Origin of the sequence: Shewanella sp. MMG014 (assembly GCF_018100775.1) — a bacterium.
GTDB lineage: Bacteria > Pseudomonadota > Gammaproteobacteria > Enterobacterales > Shewanellaceae > Shewanella > Shewanella japonica.
The window spans coordinates 350,373-365,832 of record NZ_JAGJDZ010000002.1 but is presented as its reverse complement, the minus strand read 5'-3'; the positions used below and the strand labels follow the sequence as shown (position 1 = coordinate 365,832).

The 15,460-nt window shown below is 39.2% G+C and carries 12 protein-coding genes; 10 read left to right on the top strand and 2 right to left on the bottom strand.

Annotated elements, in window-relative coordinates; all coding sequences use genetic code 11:
• Nucleotides 1-3: 3 nt before the first annotated feature.
• The 9 genes from J8L86_RS04590 (at nucleotide 4) to J8L86_RS04550 (ending at nucleotide 11,713) form a co-directional block, all read left to right on the top strand.
• Nucleotides 4-1,203 carry an outer membrane beta-barrel protein gene (locus tag J8L86_RS04590; RefSeq protein ID WP_065107883.1) on the top strand — a complete coding sequence of 400 codons (1,200 nt, stop codon included), beginning with the start codon at nucleotides 4-6 and terminating at the stop codon, nucleotides 1,201-1,203.
• 20 nt (nucleotides 1,204-1,223) lie between these two features.
• Complete coding sequence (locus J8L86_RS04585) at nucleotides 1,224-1,736, top strand: polysaccharide biosynthesis/export family protein (RefSeq protein ID WP_348772647.1); 513 nt, start codon at nucleotides 1,224-1,226, stop codon at nucleotides 1,734-1,736.
• On the top strand, nucleotides 1,736-3,952 hold the full coding sequence (locus J8L86_RS04580) for a polysaccharide biosynthesis tyrosine autokinase (RefSeq protein WP_211028944.1): 2,217 nt from the start codon (nucleotides 1,736-1,738) through the stop codon (nucleotides 3,950-3,952). The genes J8L86_RS04585 and J8L86_RS04580 overlap by 1 nt, the downstream gene beginning before the upstream one ends.
• Nucleotides 3,949-4,680 (top strand): CpsB/CapC family capsule biosynthesis tyrosine phosphatase, encoded by a 732-nt coding sequence (locus J8L86_RS04575; protein ID WP_211028943.1) that lies wholly within the window; start codon nucleotides 3,949-3,951, stop codon nucleotides 4,678-4,680. Before J8L86_RS04580 ends, J8L86_RS04575 begins: the two co-directional genes overlap by 4 nt.
• An 89-nt stretch (nucleotides 4,681-4,769) precedes the next feature.
• Nucleotides 4,770-5,399, top strand: coding sequence for a hypothetical protein (locus tag J8L86_RS04570; RefSeq protein WP_156669075.1), 630 nt, complete (start codon nucleotides 4,770-4,772; stop codon nucleotides 5,397-5,399).
• Nucleotides 5,400-5,401: 2 nt separating this feature from the next.
• Complete coding sequence (locus tag J8L86_RS04565) at nucleotides 5,402-6,742, top strand: O-antigen ligase family protein (RefSeq protein WP_211028941.1); 1,341 nt, start codon at nucleotides 5,402-5,404, stop codon at nucleotides 6,740-6,742.
• Nucleotides 6,743-6,762: 20 nt separating this feature from the next.
• A complete protein-coding gene (gene galU / locus J8L86_RS04560) occupies nucleotides 6,763-7,650 on the top strand; it encodes a UTP--glucose-1-phosphate uridylyltransferase GalU (RefSeq protein WP_055023303.1) in 888 nt (295 codons plus the stop codon).
• Between the two features lie 303 nt (nucleotides 7,651-7,953).
• On the top strand, nucleotides 7,954-10,863 hold the full coding sequence (locus J8L86_RS04555; RefSeq protein WP_211028939.1) for an ExeM/NucH family extracellular endonuclease: 2,910 nt from the start codon (nucleotides 7,954-7,956) through the stop codon (nucleotides 10,861-10,863).
• Between the two features lie 151 nt (nucleotides 10,864-11,014).
• Nucleotides 11,015-11,713, top strand: a complete 699-nt coding sequence (locus J8L86_RS04550) for an RluA family pseudouridine synthase (protein ID WP_211028937.1) — start codon at nucleotides 11,015-11,017, stop codon at nucleotides 11,711-11,713.
• A gap of 202 nt (nucleotides 11,714-11,915) precedes the next feature.
• On the opposite strand, the gene hppD is transcribed toward J8L86_RS04550, so the two are convergent.
• Together hppD and J8L86_RS04540 are read right to left on the bottom strand one after the other, a co-directional pair.
• Entirely contained in the window at nucleotides 11,916-12,956 is a 1,041-nt protein-coding gene (gene hppD / locus J8L86_RS04545) for a 4-hydroxyphenylpyruvate dioxygenase (protein WP_211028935.1), read from the bottom strand.
• A 75-nt stretch (nucleotides 12,957-13,031) separates the two neighbouring features.
• On the bottom strand, nucleotides 13,032-14,192 hold the full coding sequence (locus J8L86_RS04540; RefSeq protein WP_055023299.1) for a homogentisate 1,2-dioxygenase: 1,161 nt from the start codon (nucleotides 14,190-14,192) through the stop codon (nucleotides 13,032-13,034).
• 276 nt (nucleotides 14,193-14,468) lie between these two features.
• Between J8L86_RS04540 and J8L86_RS04535 the strand changes: the two genes are divergently transcribed.
• Nucleotides 14,469-15,383: a LysR family transcriptional regulator gene (locus J8L86_RS04535; RefSeq protein WP_065107891.1), complete on the top strand. Its 915-nt coding sequence runs from the start codon at nucleotides 14,469-14,471 to the stop codon at nucleotides 15,381-15,383.
• Nucleotides 15,384-15,460: the final 77 nt, after the last annotated feature.

The window sequence follows — 15,460 nt, the reverse complement described above, 5'->3', positions numbered from 1 at the left end:
GAAATGAATCCTAAGTTTAAAGTAAAAGCATTAGCATTGGTTGTTACAAGTTTTATGAGTCATTCTGCTTTTTCTGCGAATGAAAATGCGAGTGTTATTAGAACGGAATCTGGCGTTGATATCACACCAGGTTTAAATACGGCTCTGAAATACGATGATAACATTGCTAGTTCAAATGATAATAAACAAGACAGTTGGATACTAACTGTTACGCCTGCTGTTAAAGCCGAATTACTTGATGGTAATAATGCTTATTCAGTAGAAGCGGGTCTTGAGTATGCTGAATATTTTGATAGTTCAGATGATAATTATCTTGATTTCTTATTAAAAGCTAATGGCGATGTTGAGATAAATCAATCTAATAAATTTAACCTTAATGCTATGTATATTAATGGTCATGACGATCGAGGTACGGGGATTTTTGCTGGTGCTGGTGGTGTACAAGATGAGCCTAATACATATGAATTGTATTCGGTAGGGGGGTACTACGAATATGGTGCTCGTGGGACGCCAGCACGAGTCCAACTTAACGCTAAGTATTTTGAGAAACAATATACCAACTTTAAGTCAGTGACGCAGTACCGTAATTATAATGATGTCATTTTAGGGGCGACATTTTTTTATGATACTCAATCATCAAGTAGCTTTTTCCTTGAATTGAAGAACATCGATACGAGTTATGATGAACTTGACCCTACAGGGGATCGCGATAGTCAAACTCAAAATGCCAAACTTGGTATGAGCTGGGAAGCCACATCAACGACAGAAGGTCACGTTAAGGTTGGTTATCAAAATAAATCGTTTGATAATAGTGACAGAGAAGATTTTAGTGGTATTGCATGGGATGCGAAATTAACTTGGAAACCATTAACATACAGCCAATTTGATTTCACAACAGGCCGTGATAGTAAAGATCCTAATAGCTTTGGTGACTACGTTAAAGAAACCAACTATGGGGTAAAATGGAAACATGAATGGTCTGACTTTTTAGCAAGTACAGTTGCGTATACATTCACAAATGAAGAATACACAGGGGTTGCTCGAGAAGACGACACCAGCTCAGTAAGAATTGCCTTAGAGTACGCAGTTACTCGTTGGTTATTGATAAAACCAGGAGTCGACTTTAATCAAAATTCTTCAACTGAAGATAGATTCGATTATGATCGCAATGTTTATTTCATCCGTGCTGAAATGACAATGTAAAGGAGAGGTCGTTGAAAACTATAATTTGTTCACTTGTAATTTTTTTATTTGCCATAACTGGAAATGCTTATGCCAATGAAAGTTATCGTTTAGGTTCTGGCGATACCATTATTATTCAAGTTTACGGTGAAGAAGCATTAACGTTAGAAACACAAATAACAAATAGCGGTAAAATTAATTACCCTTTTCTAGGTTCTTTAAATGTCAAAGGGTTAACGATTAAAGAAGTTGAACACTTAGTTTACAACGGCCTTAAAGGCGACTATTTCGTTAAACCAAATGTATATGTTGGCATGATTGAGTATCGTCCATTTTATATTCATGGTGAAGTTAATAAACCTGGTGGTTATCCTTACAATCCTGGAATGACAATTAACCAAGCTATTGCGTTAGCTGGTGGATTAACGGAAAGAGCATCGAGAGATAAAATATTCATATCTCGAGAAAACAGTAAAATCGACTCAGAAAAAGGGTCAATTAACAGCAAAATAAATGCTGGCGATACTATTACAATTGAACAGAGATTCTTTTAATGATTCAAAACGATAATCAAGCAACTTCTTTTCTTCAGCAACCTATGGATCAGATTGTTGATTTTAAGAAAATGTTTAAGCCACTTTTTCGATATAAATGGCGAATACTGACGTTCTCAGTTTTGGTATCTGTATTAGTTTCGTTTTTTCTATTAAGTATGACACCGATTTTCAGTGCGACTTCAACGTTATTAATAGAATCAGAGCAAGCGAAAGCGATTAAAATTGATGAAGTGTATGGTATAAACTCTGGTCAACAAGAGTATTATTTAACCCAATTTGAAATAATAAAATCTCGCACTATCGCAGAAAGAGTTTTTAATGATTTAGATTTAATTAATCATCCCACTTTTAACCAACCGCCTAGTTTACTTTCTCAGCTAAAATCGAATTTAAAGTTTGTCCCCAAAGAACAAGCTGGGGAGTTTAATGTCGATGAAAACGCGGTAAAACAACGTTTGATAGAAGGCTTTTCAAAGAATATTTCAGTTTCACCTGTCAGAAATACGCAATTAGTTAAAATCAGTTACGAAAGCCCTGATGCTAATCTTGCTGCACTGGTTTCGAATGCTATTGGTGATACCTATATATTAAGTCAACTCGAAGCTAAATCTGGCATGACTCATAAAGCGAACGTCTGGTTAGGTGGTCGTTTAGAAGAGTTGAGGCTTAAGCTCGATGAATCTGAAAATCGCCTTGAAGAGTTTAAAATCAATAATGGACTCATTGACGTTGAAGGTGTTACAGCACTAGATGCTAAAGAACTCGAAAGCCTGCGTGACGAAATAACGTTAGCACGGTCACGAAAAGCCCAAGCTGATAGTTTCATGTCTGTGGTACAACGATATGGTGCAACTGATATCAGTAGGCTCGAAAGTTTGCCAGAAGTGACGTCACATCAATCAATTCAAAATGTGAAACGGGAAGTCGTTTTAGTAGAAAGAAAAGTGTCTGAATTAGAGCAAGTTTACGGCCCTAAACACCCTAAAATGATTGCAGCTTATGCAGAGCTCGCTACCGTTGAGAAAAACCTACATCGACAAATTACACGCCTTGTTCAAGGTATTGAGGATGAAGCAAAAACTGCCGCGCAAAAGCTACAAGATCTGCAAACACAGTTCAATGATTCAAAAGGCTCTTATCAAAATTTGAGTAGTATTGACACTGACTATCGCCGTTTGGTCCGTGAAATTGATACAAATCAGCAATTGTTTGAAAGCTTTCTTGCTCGTCAAAAAGAAACCGAAGTGACAGGGGATTTTGACTCGCCGATTGCAAGGTTTACCGATAGAGCTGTTGTCCCGTTATTACCAGTTAAACCTAAAAAGAAAGTGCTGGTTTTATTAACCTTCTTTGCAAGTTTAGTTTTTGGTGGCGTTGTGGTGCTTTTACTTGAGGCATTAAATGACACGGTAAAGAGTAATGAAGATGTAGAAAAGCTATTGGCTCAACGTGCATTAGGTTATATTCCGAAAGCAAATAAAAAAGCCTCTTTCGAAGATATTAATTTTGCATTCTATGACAAGAACCTTCCGTTACATTCAGAAGCTGTACGTACAATTAGAACTTCTATTTCTTTGATGAGCATTGGTAGTGATTTAAATACCATTGAAGTCACTTCTTCTGTGCCCAACGAAGGCAAGACAAATGTCTCAATGAATTTAGCGTTTGCTTATTCGACGATGGAGAAGGTTCTGCTTATAGATGCGGATTTACGTAAATCAAGTTTGGGTGTGCGATTTGGTTTACCAACATATCAACCGGGTTTGGCTAATTTACTGGCTAAAACGGACTCAGTTGAAAATTGTATTATTAGCGATATTAAGCCAAATGTAGACATCATGCCAGCTGGTGCTATTCCGCTAAATCCACAAGAACTTTTATCTTCTGAAACGTTTGCTGAGCTATTAGCTGAGCTGAAAAAGTCTTATACAAAAATCATCATCGATACACCACCTGTGCATGCAGTCAGTGATGCATTGGTTATATCTTCGAAATGTGATGCGGTAGTTGTCGTTGTAAAATCTGCTAATACACGGATTGATGCTATTAAAATGACCTTAGCGAAAATCAATCAAGCACGTGGAAAAGTGGTTGGTGTTGTGCTTAATCAGTTTAATACTAAAGAAGCGAAGCATTACAACGGTGATTATGGTTATTATCAAGCATATGGCCAAGACTATGCCATTAAACAAGATAACGAAAAAGCATCATGATAGATCTGCATTGTCACATTTTGCCTGGTATTGATGATGGGGCTAAGTCAATAGATGAATCGATTGCTCTGCTGCAGCTTGCAGCAGAGCAAGGTATAACCCATGTTGTTGCTACGCCACATATCCATTTGGGAATTTTCGACAATACGTTGGCGTCCATCAATGCCGCATACGAATTGCTGGTGAATGACACTCGGTTTAGCCAGTTAAACCTTGCCCTTAATACAGCTGCAGAAGTGAGAATTTGCCCAGAAATAATCCCATTTATTGAAAACAGTCAAATTCCTTTTCTCGGAAAATACCAAGATAAAGACGTGTTATTGTTAGAGCTTCCAAGTAGTCATATACCGCCTGGTGCTGATAAATTAGTTCGCTGGTTAGTTGCTCGCAATATTATTCCTATGATTGCTCATCCTGAAAGAAATAGGGAACTTCAAACTCACCCTGAACGAATTCAAATGTTTCAAAGGTTGGGGTGTTTATTTCAATTAACTGCATCTTCACTTCTTGGTGATATGGGAGAAAAGCCGCTGCAATTAAGTCAGTCATTTTTAGAACAAAATCTTTATACTATTATTGCTTCTGACTCTCATTCGATAAACCGTCGTCCGCCTAAATTAAAACAGGCATATCAAGTCGCTGAAAAACTCGTAGGTCAACATCGCGCTGATGCATTGGTGCTTGATAATCCTAGAGCCATTTCTGAGTCATTATTTTTAAAATCATGATGAAATTTAATCTAACTATCAGAAATGGCATATATTGCATTTTAATTATATCAATGCTGGTTTCATTGCCGTTTTTAGGGCAAAAAATATTGGCGAGTGCATATCATTTTAAGTCATCGTTTTATGTTGATAAATGGCAAAATGAGCCCATTAATCAAGAACAATATTCCAATGCTTATCTTGCTGCTGAGTTTGCCGCTAATATTGAACCTGCCAACCCTCATTATTTGCTAACATTTGCCAAAGTGATGGAGTGGGGAGTGTTTGAAGGTTACTCCGTTGCTAATAATGAGTTGTTCAATCATTTATACATGCGCGCAATAGAGAACCGTCCCACCTGGCCAAATGCTTATGCTGATTACGCCTACAACTTAGCCTTTATTCAGCATGATTTTCCAAAAGCTTGGCAATACAGTGAGCAAAGTTTTGAATACGGACCTTATATTACTGAAAATATTGAACAGGCCTTGGCGATTGGACTGGCTTATTGGCCAAATCTATCTGCAACGCAAAAGAGTCGTATTTTTGATTTATCACTTTTAGCGGTTAATTCAAATTGGCGTTTACGCAAAAAATTAGAATACTTATCAACAAAATATAACAGGCAGAACACTCTTTGTTCTTTTTTTCGTTATCAACAAAAACCTTTATCAGAAGAAAATATTGATTGGCTAAATCGTGCGCTTTGTTCTGAAAACCTGATTAAAGAAGTGCATTAATAATGGCGAAAACCACTTTCTTTTCGATGCTGATGACTTGGTGCCTTTGCGCTCTAGTGATCTGGGCACCCATTCCTCTAGGTAGTAATCGTATTTGGGCACTGTCCTTACTTGAAATATTTATTGTCATATTAGGGTTAATCCACTTACTTAACTGTGTTAAGCATGATCGATTATTTCTGACGTTTAAGTGGCAAAAAAAACTGCTATTACCTGTTGGTTTTTTTGTTGCCTATCAATGCCTTCAAATTGTGGGATGGATACCTAGCATATCAACAGTTGACAGTTATCAATCAATTCAACAGCTGATAAAAACGTGCTGTTTTGTCATTTATATTGTGTTGTTATCGGAGTATTTTCAAACTCTAAAAACACTCAAGTTATTGTTGATTGCTATTGTTATTTCAGGATGTTTTCAAGCCACTTATGGTACAGGATTAAGCTTAGTAAACTTAGATGCTTCACCGGTATTTGGTTTTAATGATGGCTCACAAGCAAGAGGATCATTTGTATATCAAAATCATTTCGCTAATTATCTTGGTTTGTGCCTATGTATTGCATTTGGTTGGTTAGTGTCTGAGTTAAAAACATCAAGTGCTAAATTTGATGTTAGAGAGTTTGTTGTTTCTGTCTTATCCACTTTATTTAGCCGCAAGTTAATATTGCGCTTATCCATAGTCATCATGGTGATAGGCTTAGTGCTAAGCCGGTCTAGAATGGGAAATGCAGGTTTTTTTACTGCGTTAGGTTTGACGTCATTAATCGCGATTTTTATTTATAAACGACAGCCTAGGTTCTTTAAACCTTTGGTGATGAGTATCTTTATCCTTGATTTAATTATCATAGGTTCGATGTTTGGTGTCGATAAAGTTAAACAACGAATTCAAGATACAAGCTTTGCTTCTGAGACTCGAGACCAAGTTGTTATAGACAGTTTACCTATCATTAAAGAACGTCTTTTAACAGGCACAGGTGGGGGGAGCTTTTATACGGTTTTTCCAGCTTATCAACCCCAGTTTTACAGTGGTTTTTATGACCATGCTCATAATGAATATATTCAGTTCTCAATTGAGTATGGTGTGATTATCACGGGTTTTTTAGGGCTTTGGGTGTTGTATGCACTGTGGTTAGCGTGCCGAACTATGTATCTAAGAAACAATAAACTATATAAGGGAATCGCCTTTGGTTGTGCAATGGCCATCGTGTTCATGCTGATTCATATTTCGGTCGACTTTAACCTACAGTCACCTGCAAATACATTGCTATTTCTCACCATTATTACGTTGTGTTGGCAAGTTCGTTATCTGCCATCAGACAAAAAATCTCATCGACAAAAATCTTAATCTTTAACAAGGACATTGATATGAAAGTTGTAATACCAGTCGCAGGGCTTGGAACACGTATGTTGCCCGCTACCAAAGCGATCCCAAAAGAAATGCTACCTATTGTCGATAAACCATTGATTCAATACATTGTTGATGAATGTGTTAGCGCTGGTGTCACTGAAATTGTTTTAGTGACTCATGCGAGTAAAAACGCTATCGAGAACCACTTTGATAAATCTTACGAGCTTGAATCTACGTTAGAGAAGCGTGTTAAGCGCCAATTATTACACGAAGTTCAGTCTATTTGCCCTAAAAACGTAACGATTATGCATGTTCGTCAAGGTGAGGCAAAGGGACTAGGCCATGCGATTTTATGTGCGAAACCGTGTATTGGCGAAAACCCATTTGCCGTTGTGCTTCCTGATGTGATTCTTGATGGTTACAGTGCTGATCAACGAACTGAAAACTTGTCTACGATGATCAGTCGCTATAACGAAACAACGGCTAGTCAGATTATGGTAGCGCCAGTTGATGAGAAAGAAGTTAACAAATACGGTATTGCTGATTGTAATGGCGAAGCAATTTTACCGGGTCAGTCATCTCCGATCGTTAAAATGGTTGAAAAACCGAAAGTAGAAGAAGCGCCATCTAACTTAGCTGTTGTAGGTCGTTACGTACTTTCTGAAAAAATTTGGGATTTACTGGCTAAAACACCACCAGGTGCAGGCGATGAAATTCAATTAACAGATGCTATTGATATGTTGATTGAGTCAGACACGGTTGAAGCATTTAATATGTCGGGTAAATCTCATGATTGTGGTGATAAGTTGGGCTATATGAAGGCGTTTGTTGAGTACGGTTTAAGAGATCCAAAACTTGGCGCAGACTTCTTAAAAGAAATTAAAAAGACGCTGTCAGAATTTTAACCGAAAACTTTAGCGCTTAAACGTCGTGTTATATTTTAGTTGTTAGGCGTACATCAAGCTAAAAAGCCGCTCTATGAGCGGTTTTTTTGTGTCTGGCATTTAACCTAAAGCAGGTTTATAAGACTGGCAAACTACCTATCAAGTTTTATAAGTCGAAAGTGTTATTTTCAATTAATTCAGATAATTGAAATCTGAATTTAACATTTTTGCAACCGACGCTCATTATAGTCGATTGGTTTTTAGATTTACCAAAACGCCAAAAAGGCGAATACATAACGAAAGAAAAAATCTAGGGGTCTCGACATGTTTTTAAGTGCTAAACCAAATGACGTTAAGCAATACATTAAGCAGTACATTAAGCCAAGCCAAGTCGCATTATCGCTGGGGCTATTATCTTGTACGGCGATAACTTCAGCATCCTATGCAGATGATCTTATTATTTCTGAATATATTGAAGGTAGCAGTAACAATAAAGCAATTGAGCTTTATAACCCGACAGAAAGCGACATTGATTTAACGGGTTATCAGTTACAGTTTTACTTTAATGGAAATACAACCAGTGGCACTAGTATCGACTTAGTCGGCCAAGTGCAAGCTGGGGCGACGTTTGTTCTTGCTGATAATGATGCTAGCAGCGAAATACTAGACAAGGCACATCAAACGTCAACGAGTAGTTTTTTTAATGGCGATGATGCCATTGTATTACTTAATCAATCAGAAATTATTGACTCGCTCGGTCAAGTTGGGGTTGATCCCGGTTCGCAATGGGGAGAAGGTGAGTTATCAACTAAAGACAATACGTTAAGACGTGATCATGATGGCGTAGTGGCTGATGTTGTTGTAGACGACGAGGTGACGTTAGCCAACTGGTTCGGTTTTGCTCAAAATGACTTTTCAGATTTAGGGAGCTTTAATGGCTCAGTTACTGATCCAACTGATCCAACTGATCCTGTTGATCCCGTGGAGCTAATTTGCGGCGAGACAGCAACAGCTATTCATGCGATTCAAGGTGCAACCGATATTAGCCCACTACTGGGTGAGACTGTCGTGGTTGAGGCGATTGTTACGGCTGATATGCAAGCTGGTTTAAAAGGCTTTTACTTACAAATGGCAGATGCTGAATCTGATGCCGATCCGATGACGTCAGAAGGCATATTTGTTTATACCGAAAATGCATCGATTGCGGTGAATGCAGGTGACCGTGTCCGCCTTCAGGCAGAAGTGAAAGAGTATAATAACCTAACTGAGCTCGCGGATGTCTCAGCATGGACAATTTGCCAAACCCAACAAAATTTACCGACGCCAGCAATGGTGACATTACCCACATTAGAAGGTGTGGGACTGGAACCGTACGAAGGTATGCGAGTGCGTTTTGAGCAGAGCTTAGTGGTTAATTCAGTTAGTAATTTAGGTAAATATGGTGAAGCTCAATTAGGTAGCAGCAGGCATTTTATTGGGACACAAATAATGAGTCCAGGCGCTGATGCGCTTGCACTAGAAGCTAGCTACCAATATGACCGTGTGATACTTGACGATGGAACAACGGCTTCAAACCCTGATGTCGTCCCTTATCCTGCACCGCAATTATCCGCTACAAATACATTACGTGCAGGTGATTCTGTATCGAGCTTAACGGGTGTACTTCATTTTGGTTTTAATGAATACCGAGTGATGCCGACTGAAATGGTCAATGTCGTGTCGACTAACCCTCGTACAGTATCGCCTGTGCGCTCTTTGGCGGCTGATGTCACAATAGCCAGTTATAACGTATTGAATTATTTTAACGGTGATGGCGCAGGCCAAGGATTTCCAACCAGCCGTGGCGCTGATAGCGTCAGTGAGTTTGAGCGTCAGCAAGCTAAAATTGTCAGTGCATTATTAAATATTGATGCAGATATTGTTGGCTTAATGGAAATTGAAAATGATGGCTTTGGCGCAAACTCAGCTATCTCTACCTTAGTCGCTGAGCTTAATGCTGCAGTGGGGGAAGCAAAATATCAATTCATTAGCGCAACTAACTCTATTATTGGTACAGATCAAATTGCAGTAGGGCTGTTGTATCAAGCGGATAAGGTAAGTCCTGTTGGTGAGGCGAAAATCCTTTCAAGTGCTAATTCGCCATTAGATGAAAATGGCGCTGTATTTTTTGATAGTAGCAAAAACCGTCCAATGTTAGCGCAAGTATTTGTTGATGATGCATCTGGCGAATCGTTCGTGGTTGCAGTGAATCATTTAAAATCTAAAGGGGGCAGCTGCAGTAGTATTGGCGATCCAGATATGAATGACGGTCAAGGCAATTGCAATGTAACTCGTACTCGTGCCGCTCAAGGTTTAGCTATTTGGTTAGCACAAGAGTTTACGGACAATGGTGAAGAGTTAAAGGCATTAGTGATAGGCGATTTAAATGCTTACGCTAAAGAAGATCCTATTACGGCATTGAAACAAGCTGGTTATATTGAGTTGTTTGAACACGCTGGCCAATCAAACGCTTATTCGTATCTATATAATGGTAAAGCAGGGCAATTAGATCATGCATTAGCAAATAGTGCATTAATTGAACATGTGCTAAATGTGTCAGAGTGGCATATAAATGCCGATGAACCTGTTGTGATTGATTACAATGAAGAGAACAAATCACAAGCGCAACTAAGTGATTATTATCAAGCTGATGCATATCGCTCTTCGGATCATGATCCTATGATTGTTGAGTTACAGTTTTTACCCAGCAATCAAGCGCCAATAGCTGATTTTACTTGGGCTCTGGCAGGTGGTGTTGTCAATGTTGTTTCTACATCAACTGACGATAATGATGAGCAACTAACGCATGAATGGTCATGGGGGGATGGAGCGACATCTTCAGGTAATGTGGCTGGTTATGAGTACAGGAGTAATGGCACGTATACCATCACGTTGACAGTGACAGATTCTCAAGGGTTACTTAGCAGCAAAAGCCAAGTTGTCGAGGTGGTAGATCTTATCGAGAATATTCCACCAGTTGCGAATATTCGTCATATCGACCTTTGGTTCGTTGATCTGTTCATTTCAGTTAGTACAGACGAGGATGGCTATATCACATCTCAGCAGTGGCTATTTAATGATGGCTATATGGTTAATCGTCGCTTGGTGTTAAAGCGTGCAGGAACAGCGAATAGTGTGCAACTAACGGTAACTGATAACCAAGGTGCTACTGACAGTCAATCAACTGCTTTTTAGTGAGTTGATTCGATTTAAGTTAGCTGACTCTCAATAAGAGTGGGTTTAATGTTGTAATTTCACGGTTGGCTTAATGCAAGTTAAGTACAAAAGGTGGCCTATTGGCCACCTTTTTATTACTATGCAACCTTGATTGACGGTTTAGGTAACCATGACTGAATTTATTGCCCCACCTTGCGCTGAGCAAATCTCAATTCTGTATCAAGACGAGCATTTACTGCTAATCAATAAGCCCAGTGGTTTATTGAGTTTATCTGGCAAGAACCCATTGAATAAAGACTCGGTTCATTATCGGCTTGTGCAAGATTTTCCAAGTGCAACCTTAGTGCATAGGTTAGATTTTGGTACATCTGGCATTATGCTGGTGGCATTAAATAAATCCATCAATGGACTACTGACGAAACAGTTTCAAGATAAAACCATTGATAAAACATACCATGCAACCTTGCATGGTCACGTATCGAGTGCGCTCGCTCAATATGGAGAGATTAATGCCGCAATTGCGAAAGATACTGAAAACTTTCCTTACATGAAGATTTGCCCTGATTCTGGCAAACAAGCGAAATCAGAGTTTGAAGTACTTGAGCGAACTATGCTGACAATAGTAGATAGCGCTAGCACTCAACAAATACCAATCACAAAAGTGAAGTTCACTCCAATAACAGGGCGTACTCATCAATTAAGAATTCATAGCCAATATATACGCCATCCCATTTTAGGGTGTGACTTATATTGCAATAGTGCGTCACATGCTCTTGCGTCAAGGTTACTATTGCATGCTAGCTATTTAAGCTTTACCCATCCAGTTACCAAACAATTGATGAATATTGAATGTGAAGTGCCGTTTTAATTTGGTAAAAGCCAGCCGCTTGTGTCGATGACAACTTTAGTCATCTCTTTTGTACATCAGTTAATCTTTGATAAATATTTCCTGACCCCTTTAATGTAAAAAGCCCGCTGTTAATAACAGCGGGCTTTTGCTTTAGCCTTAACATGCGCTTGAGGGCGTAATTCGGGGAGAGGATTAAGCCTTAATTCGCATGACAAATAGGTTAAAGCACACCACGTTTCATTTGATCTCGCTCGATAGATTCAAACAAAGCTTTAAAGTTACCTTCACCAAAGCCTAGATTGTTCTTACGTTGAATGATCTCAATGAAGATAGGGCCAAATAAGTTTTTGGTGAAGATTTGCAGTAAATAACCTTCATCATCGCCATCAACTAAAATTTGGTGATGTTTAATGCGATCACGATCTTCAGTCACTTGTGGCAACTTATCAAAAATCGTGTCGTAATACTCTGGAATAATATCTAGCGTTTTAATCGCAGTGCCTTCCATCGCATCAAGTGAGCCAACAATATCACGGCTTCTGAATGCTAAATGCTGCACACCTGGGCCATTGTACTCACCTAAGTATTCATCAATCTGGTTATTGTTGTTGCCTTTACCTTCGTTGATTGGAATACAGAAGCTACCGTCTGGTGAACGCAAAGCATAAGACACCAATGCCGTTTGTGCGCCGCTGATGTCAAAGTAACGAACTTCAGTGAAAGCAAAAATGTCTTTATAAAAGTTTGCCCATTTTTCCATGGTGCCTTTATAAACATTGTTGGTTAAGTGGTCGACTTCCATGAAGCCTTTTTCTTCAACAATTATTGGCTCGGCTAAATCTTCAAAATCATTTTTGTAGATGTTTTGCGCTTCACCAAACACATCAATAAAGTAAATTAAGCTGTCGCCAATACCGTAAATAGCAGGGTAAGCCATATCTTTAGCTGCATCGTCAGCTGGTTTTGCACCACGTGCAACAGCTTCGTTAAAAGCAAATTCAGCATCTTCTACGCGCCAACCCATAGAACAAATAGCAGGGCCATGTGACTTAGCAAAGTCCGCCGAGAAGCCTTGCTTAGACTTGTTCAGTAAAAAATTAATGTCATTTTGCTTGTAGTAAACAATATCGTTCGCTTTTGCTTTTTTAAGCATAGAAAAACCAAAGTCAATAAACACTTGATGCATAAAATCAGTGTCAGGGCTGGCAAATTCTGTAAATTCAATGCCTAAAAGACCAAGTGGGTTTGTTTCGCTCGCCATTGTGTTTTCCTTAATTTATTTTGCTTTTAGCGCCACTCTTTGGTGACGTTTGATTATGTAAAGGTGAATCAGTGTTTATGATTCAATCCAAGAACGGTTGTAATCGTCGCTCATGCAGTTTTTTACATGGGCGGTTAAATTCAGTGGTGCAAAAGTGTCGACCATAACGGCGTACTCATAAGTCTCAGTTTTACCTATTGAGGCTTCGGTTTTACCTGGTTGCGGTCCGTGGGGGACACCTTTTTGATGTAAAGTCATATAACCCGCTTCAATGCCTGTGCGGCTCATAAAGTCACCGTCGACGTAATACAACACTTCGTCGCTGTCGATGTTGTTGTGGTAATAAGGTGCAGGAATCGATTGCGGATGAAAGTCATACAGGCGTGGTACAAAGTTACATACGACAAAGTTATTAGCAGTAAAAACGATGTGATCAGACGGCGGTAAATGAATTTTACCAACCTTAGGTGCATATTCGGTGATGTTAAATGCCCAAGGGTAGACGCAGCCATCCCAGCCCACTAAATCAAATGGGTGCCACTCTAAAGTGGTGACTTGGTATTTATCACCAAACTTACTGACTAATGGGAATTCGCCTTGTTCAACTATTGCATCTTTAAGTAGTGGAGTGCGAATATCTCGCTCACAATAAGGAGCAGACTCAAGCATTTGGCCGTATTCATTTCTAAAATGCTTCGGTACTTCCACCATCGAGTAAGCTTCAATGACAAACAAACGGACATTCGTTAAATCATTAAATTTAAGCTGGTAGGTGGTACCACGAGGAATGACTAAATAGTCCCATTGTTTAACGGCTAACTCGCCGTATTCACTTAGGAGTGTGCCTTCTCCATTGTGCACAAATACAATTTCGTCCGCGTAAGCATTGCGGTAAAACTCGTGAGTATCTTGGGTTACCTTAGCGGTATACATCGCCACGTCAGCGTTATAAAAAATTTTGTTACGGGCACTAAAGAAGTTACCGTCACAATCTGCTTGGCGCGAATCTAATTTGTAGTTTTGGATTAACGAATCTTGCCAAGCTTCACCGTGATCTAATGCATAAGGCGCAACAGCCAAGGCTTTAGTTGGCATGTTGTGGTGATACTTATTGGAGTAAATATTTGAAAAACCATGAGTTGAAAAAAGCTCCTCACGGTAAAGCTCGCCTGATTCTTTTTCAAAAGCGATATGGCGTTTAGCAGGTATCTGACCTTGCTGAACATAAACCGGCATACTGACTCCTTAAATTCAAATATAAGCGATCGATTTCGTCATTGGCGCATTCTTTTTTGTTATTTGTATGTGCTAAATACATGCTTTACGCATCTGCAACATGGGTTTTCTAGCGCAATTAAATCAACCACTTTGTGATCTAGTTATCAATTTAGTTGCTAGTATGAACAAAAAAAAGAATAATAAAGCGTGTAACTCCATCAGATTTTTAGATGGTATTATTTTGTTTACAAGAGTGTCACGGCAACTGAACAGCAACTGAGCTTGGGGCGTACGATGAAAATTGATGTTGAAGCGTTTAATGTACTGCAAGTACTTGTTGAGGAAGGAAGTTTTGCTAAAGCATCCGAAAAACTACACAAGGCGCAATCTGCAGTGAGCTATCAAGTTAAAAAGCTCGAGCAGCATTTAGGCGTCGAATTATTTAATCGAGATCAGTATCGTGCAGAGCTCACACCAGAAGGACGCGTGATTTTGGCCGAAGGCCAGCGTTTGCTGCAGCATTTATCCAATATCGAGCATTTAGCCAGCCGCTTTAGCGAAGGTTGGGAGCCGAAACTTGAGCTCGTGATTGATGGCGCATTACCAATGGAGCCAATCATGACTGCCCTAAAACGCATGTCAGAGAATAATGTGCCGACGAAAGTGCAACTTAATATGGAATTTTTAGGTGGGGTGCAACATAGATTTGAGCAAGATAAAGCCGATTTAATGCTAGTGAAAGACTATATCGCAGCGCCGTATTTTTCTGCCACCACATTGCCCACTGTCACCAGTTTATTGGTGTGTTCAACCCAACATGCGCTAGCTAATAAAAGTAATGTTAGCTTGTCAGAGCTGCAGCAACATGTTGAATTAACCATTGAAGATTCATCACCCACAAAGCAGCGAGACGAACTGCAATTTGGCGGTGATAAAGTATTTTACCTATCTGGCTTTATCATGAAGAAAAACGCCTTATTAAAAGGTTTAGGTTTTGGTTGGATGCCAGAGTTTTTAATCAGTGAGTTAATTGAAACTCAGCAATTAGCCATTGTCGATTTTGTTGGTGGTCACCGCTTTCGATTTACCCCACAATTGGTGTCTACACTGGAGCGGCCGTTAGGGCGAGCGGGGCAATTATTTACCGATCTTATTTTAGAAGAGTTCGCATTGTTTGATAGTAAACAACATCAATCGACAGTCGTTTAACTTAGCATTCAAGTATCTACAGTCTCTCAATAAAAGCTTGTGAATTGCACGTCTTTATCGTGTTTTTGTATCCAATG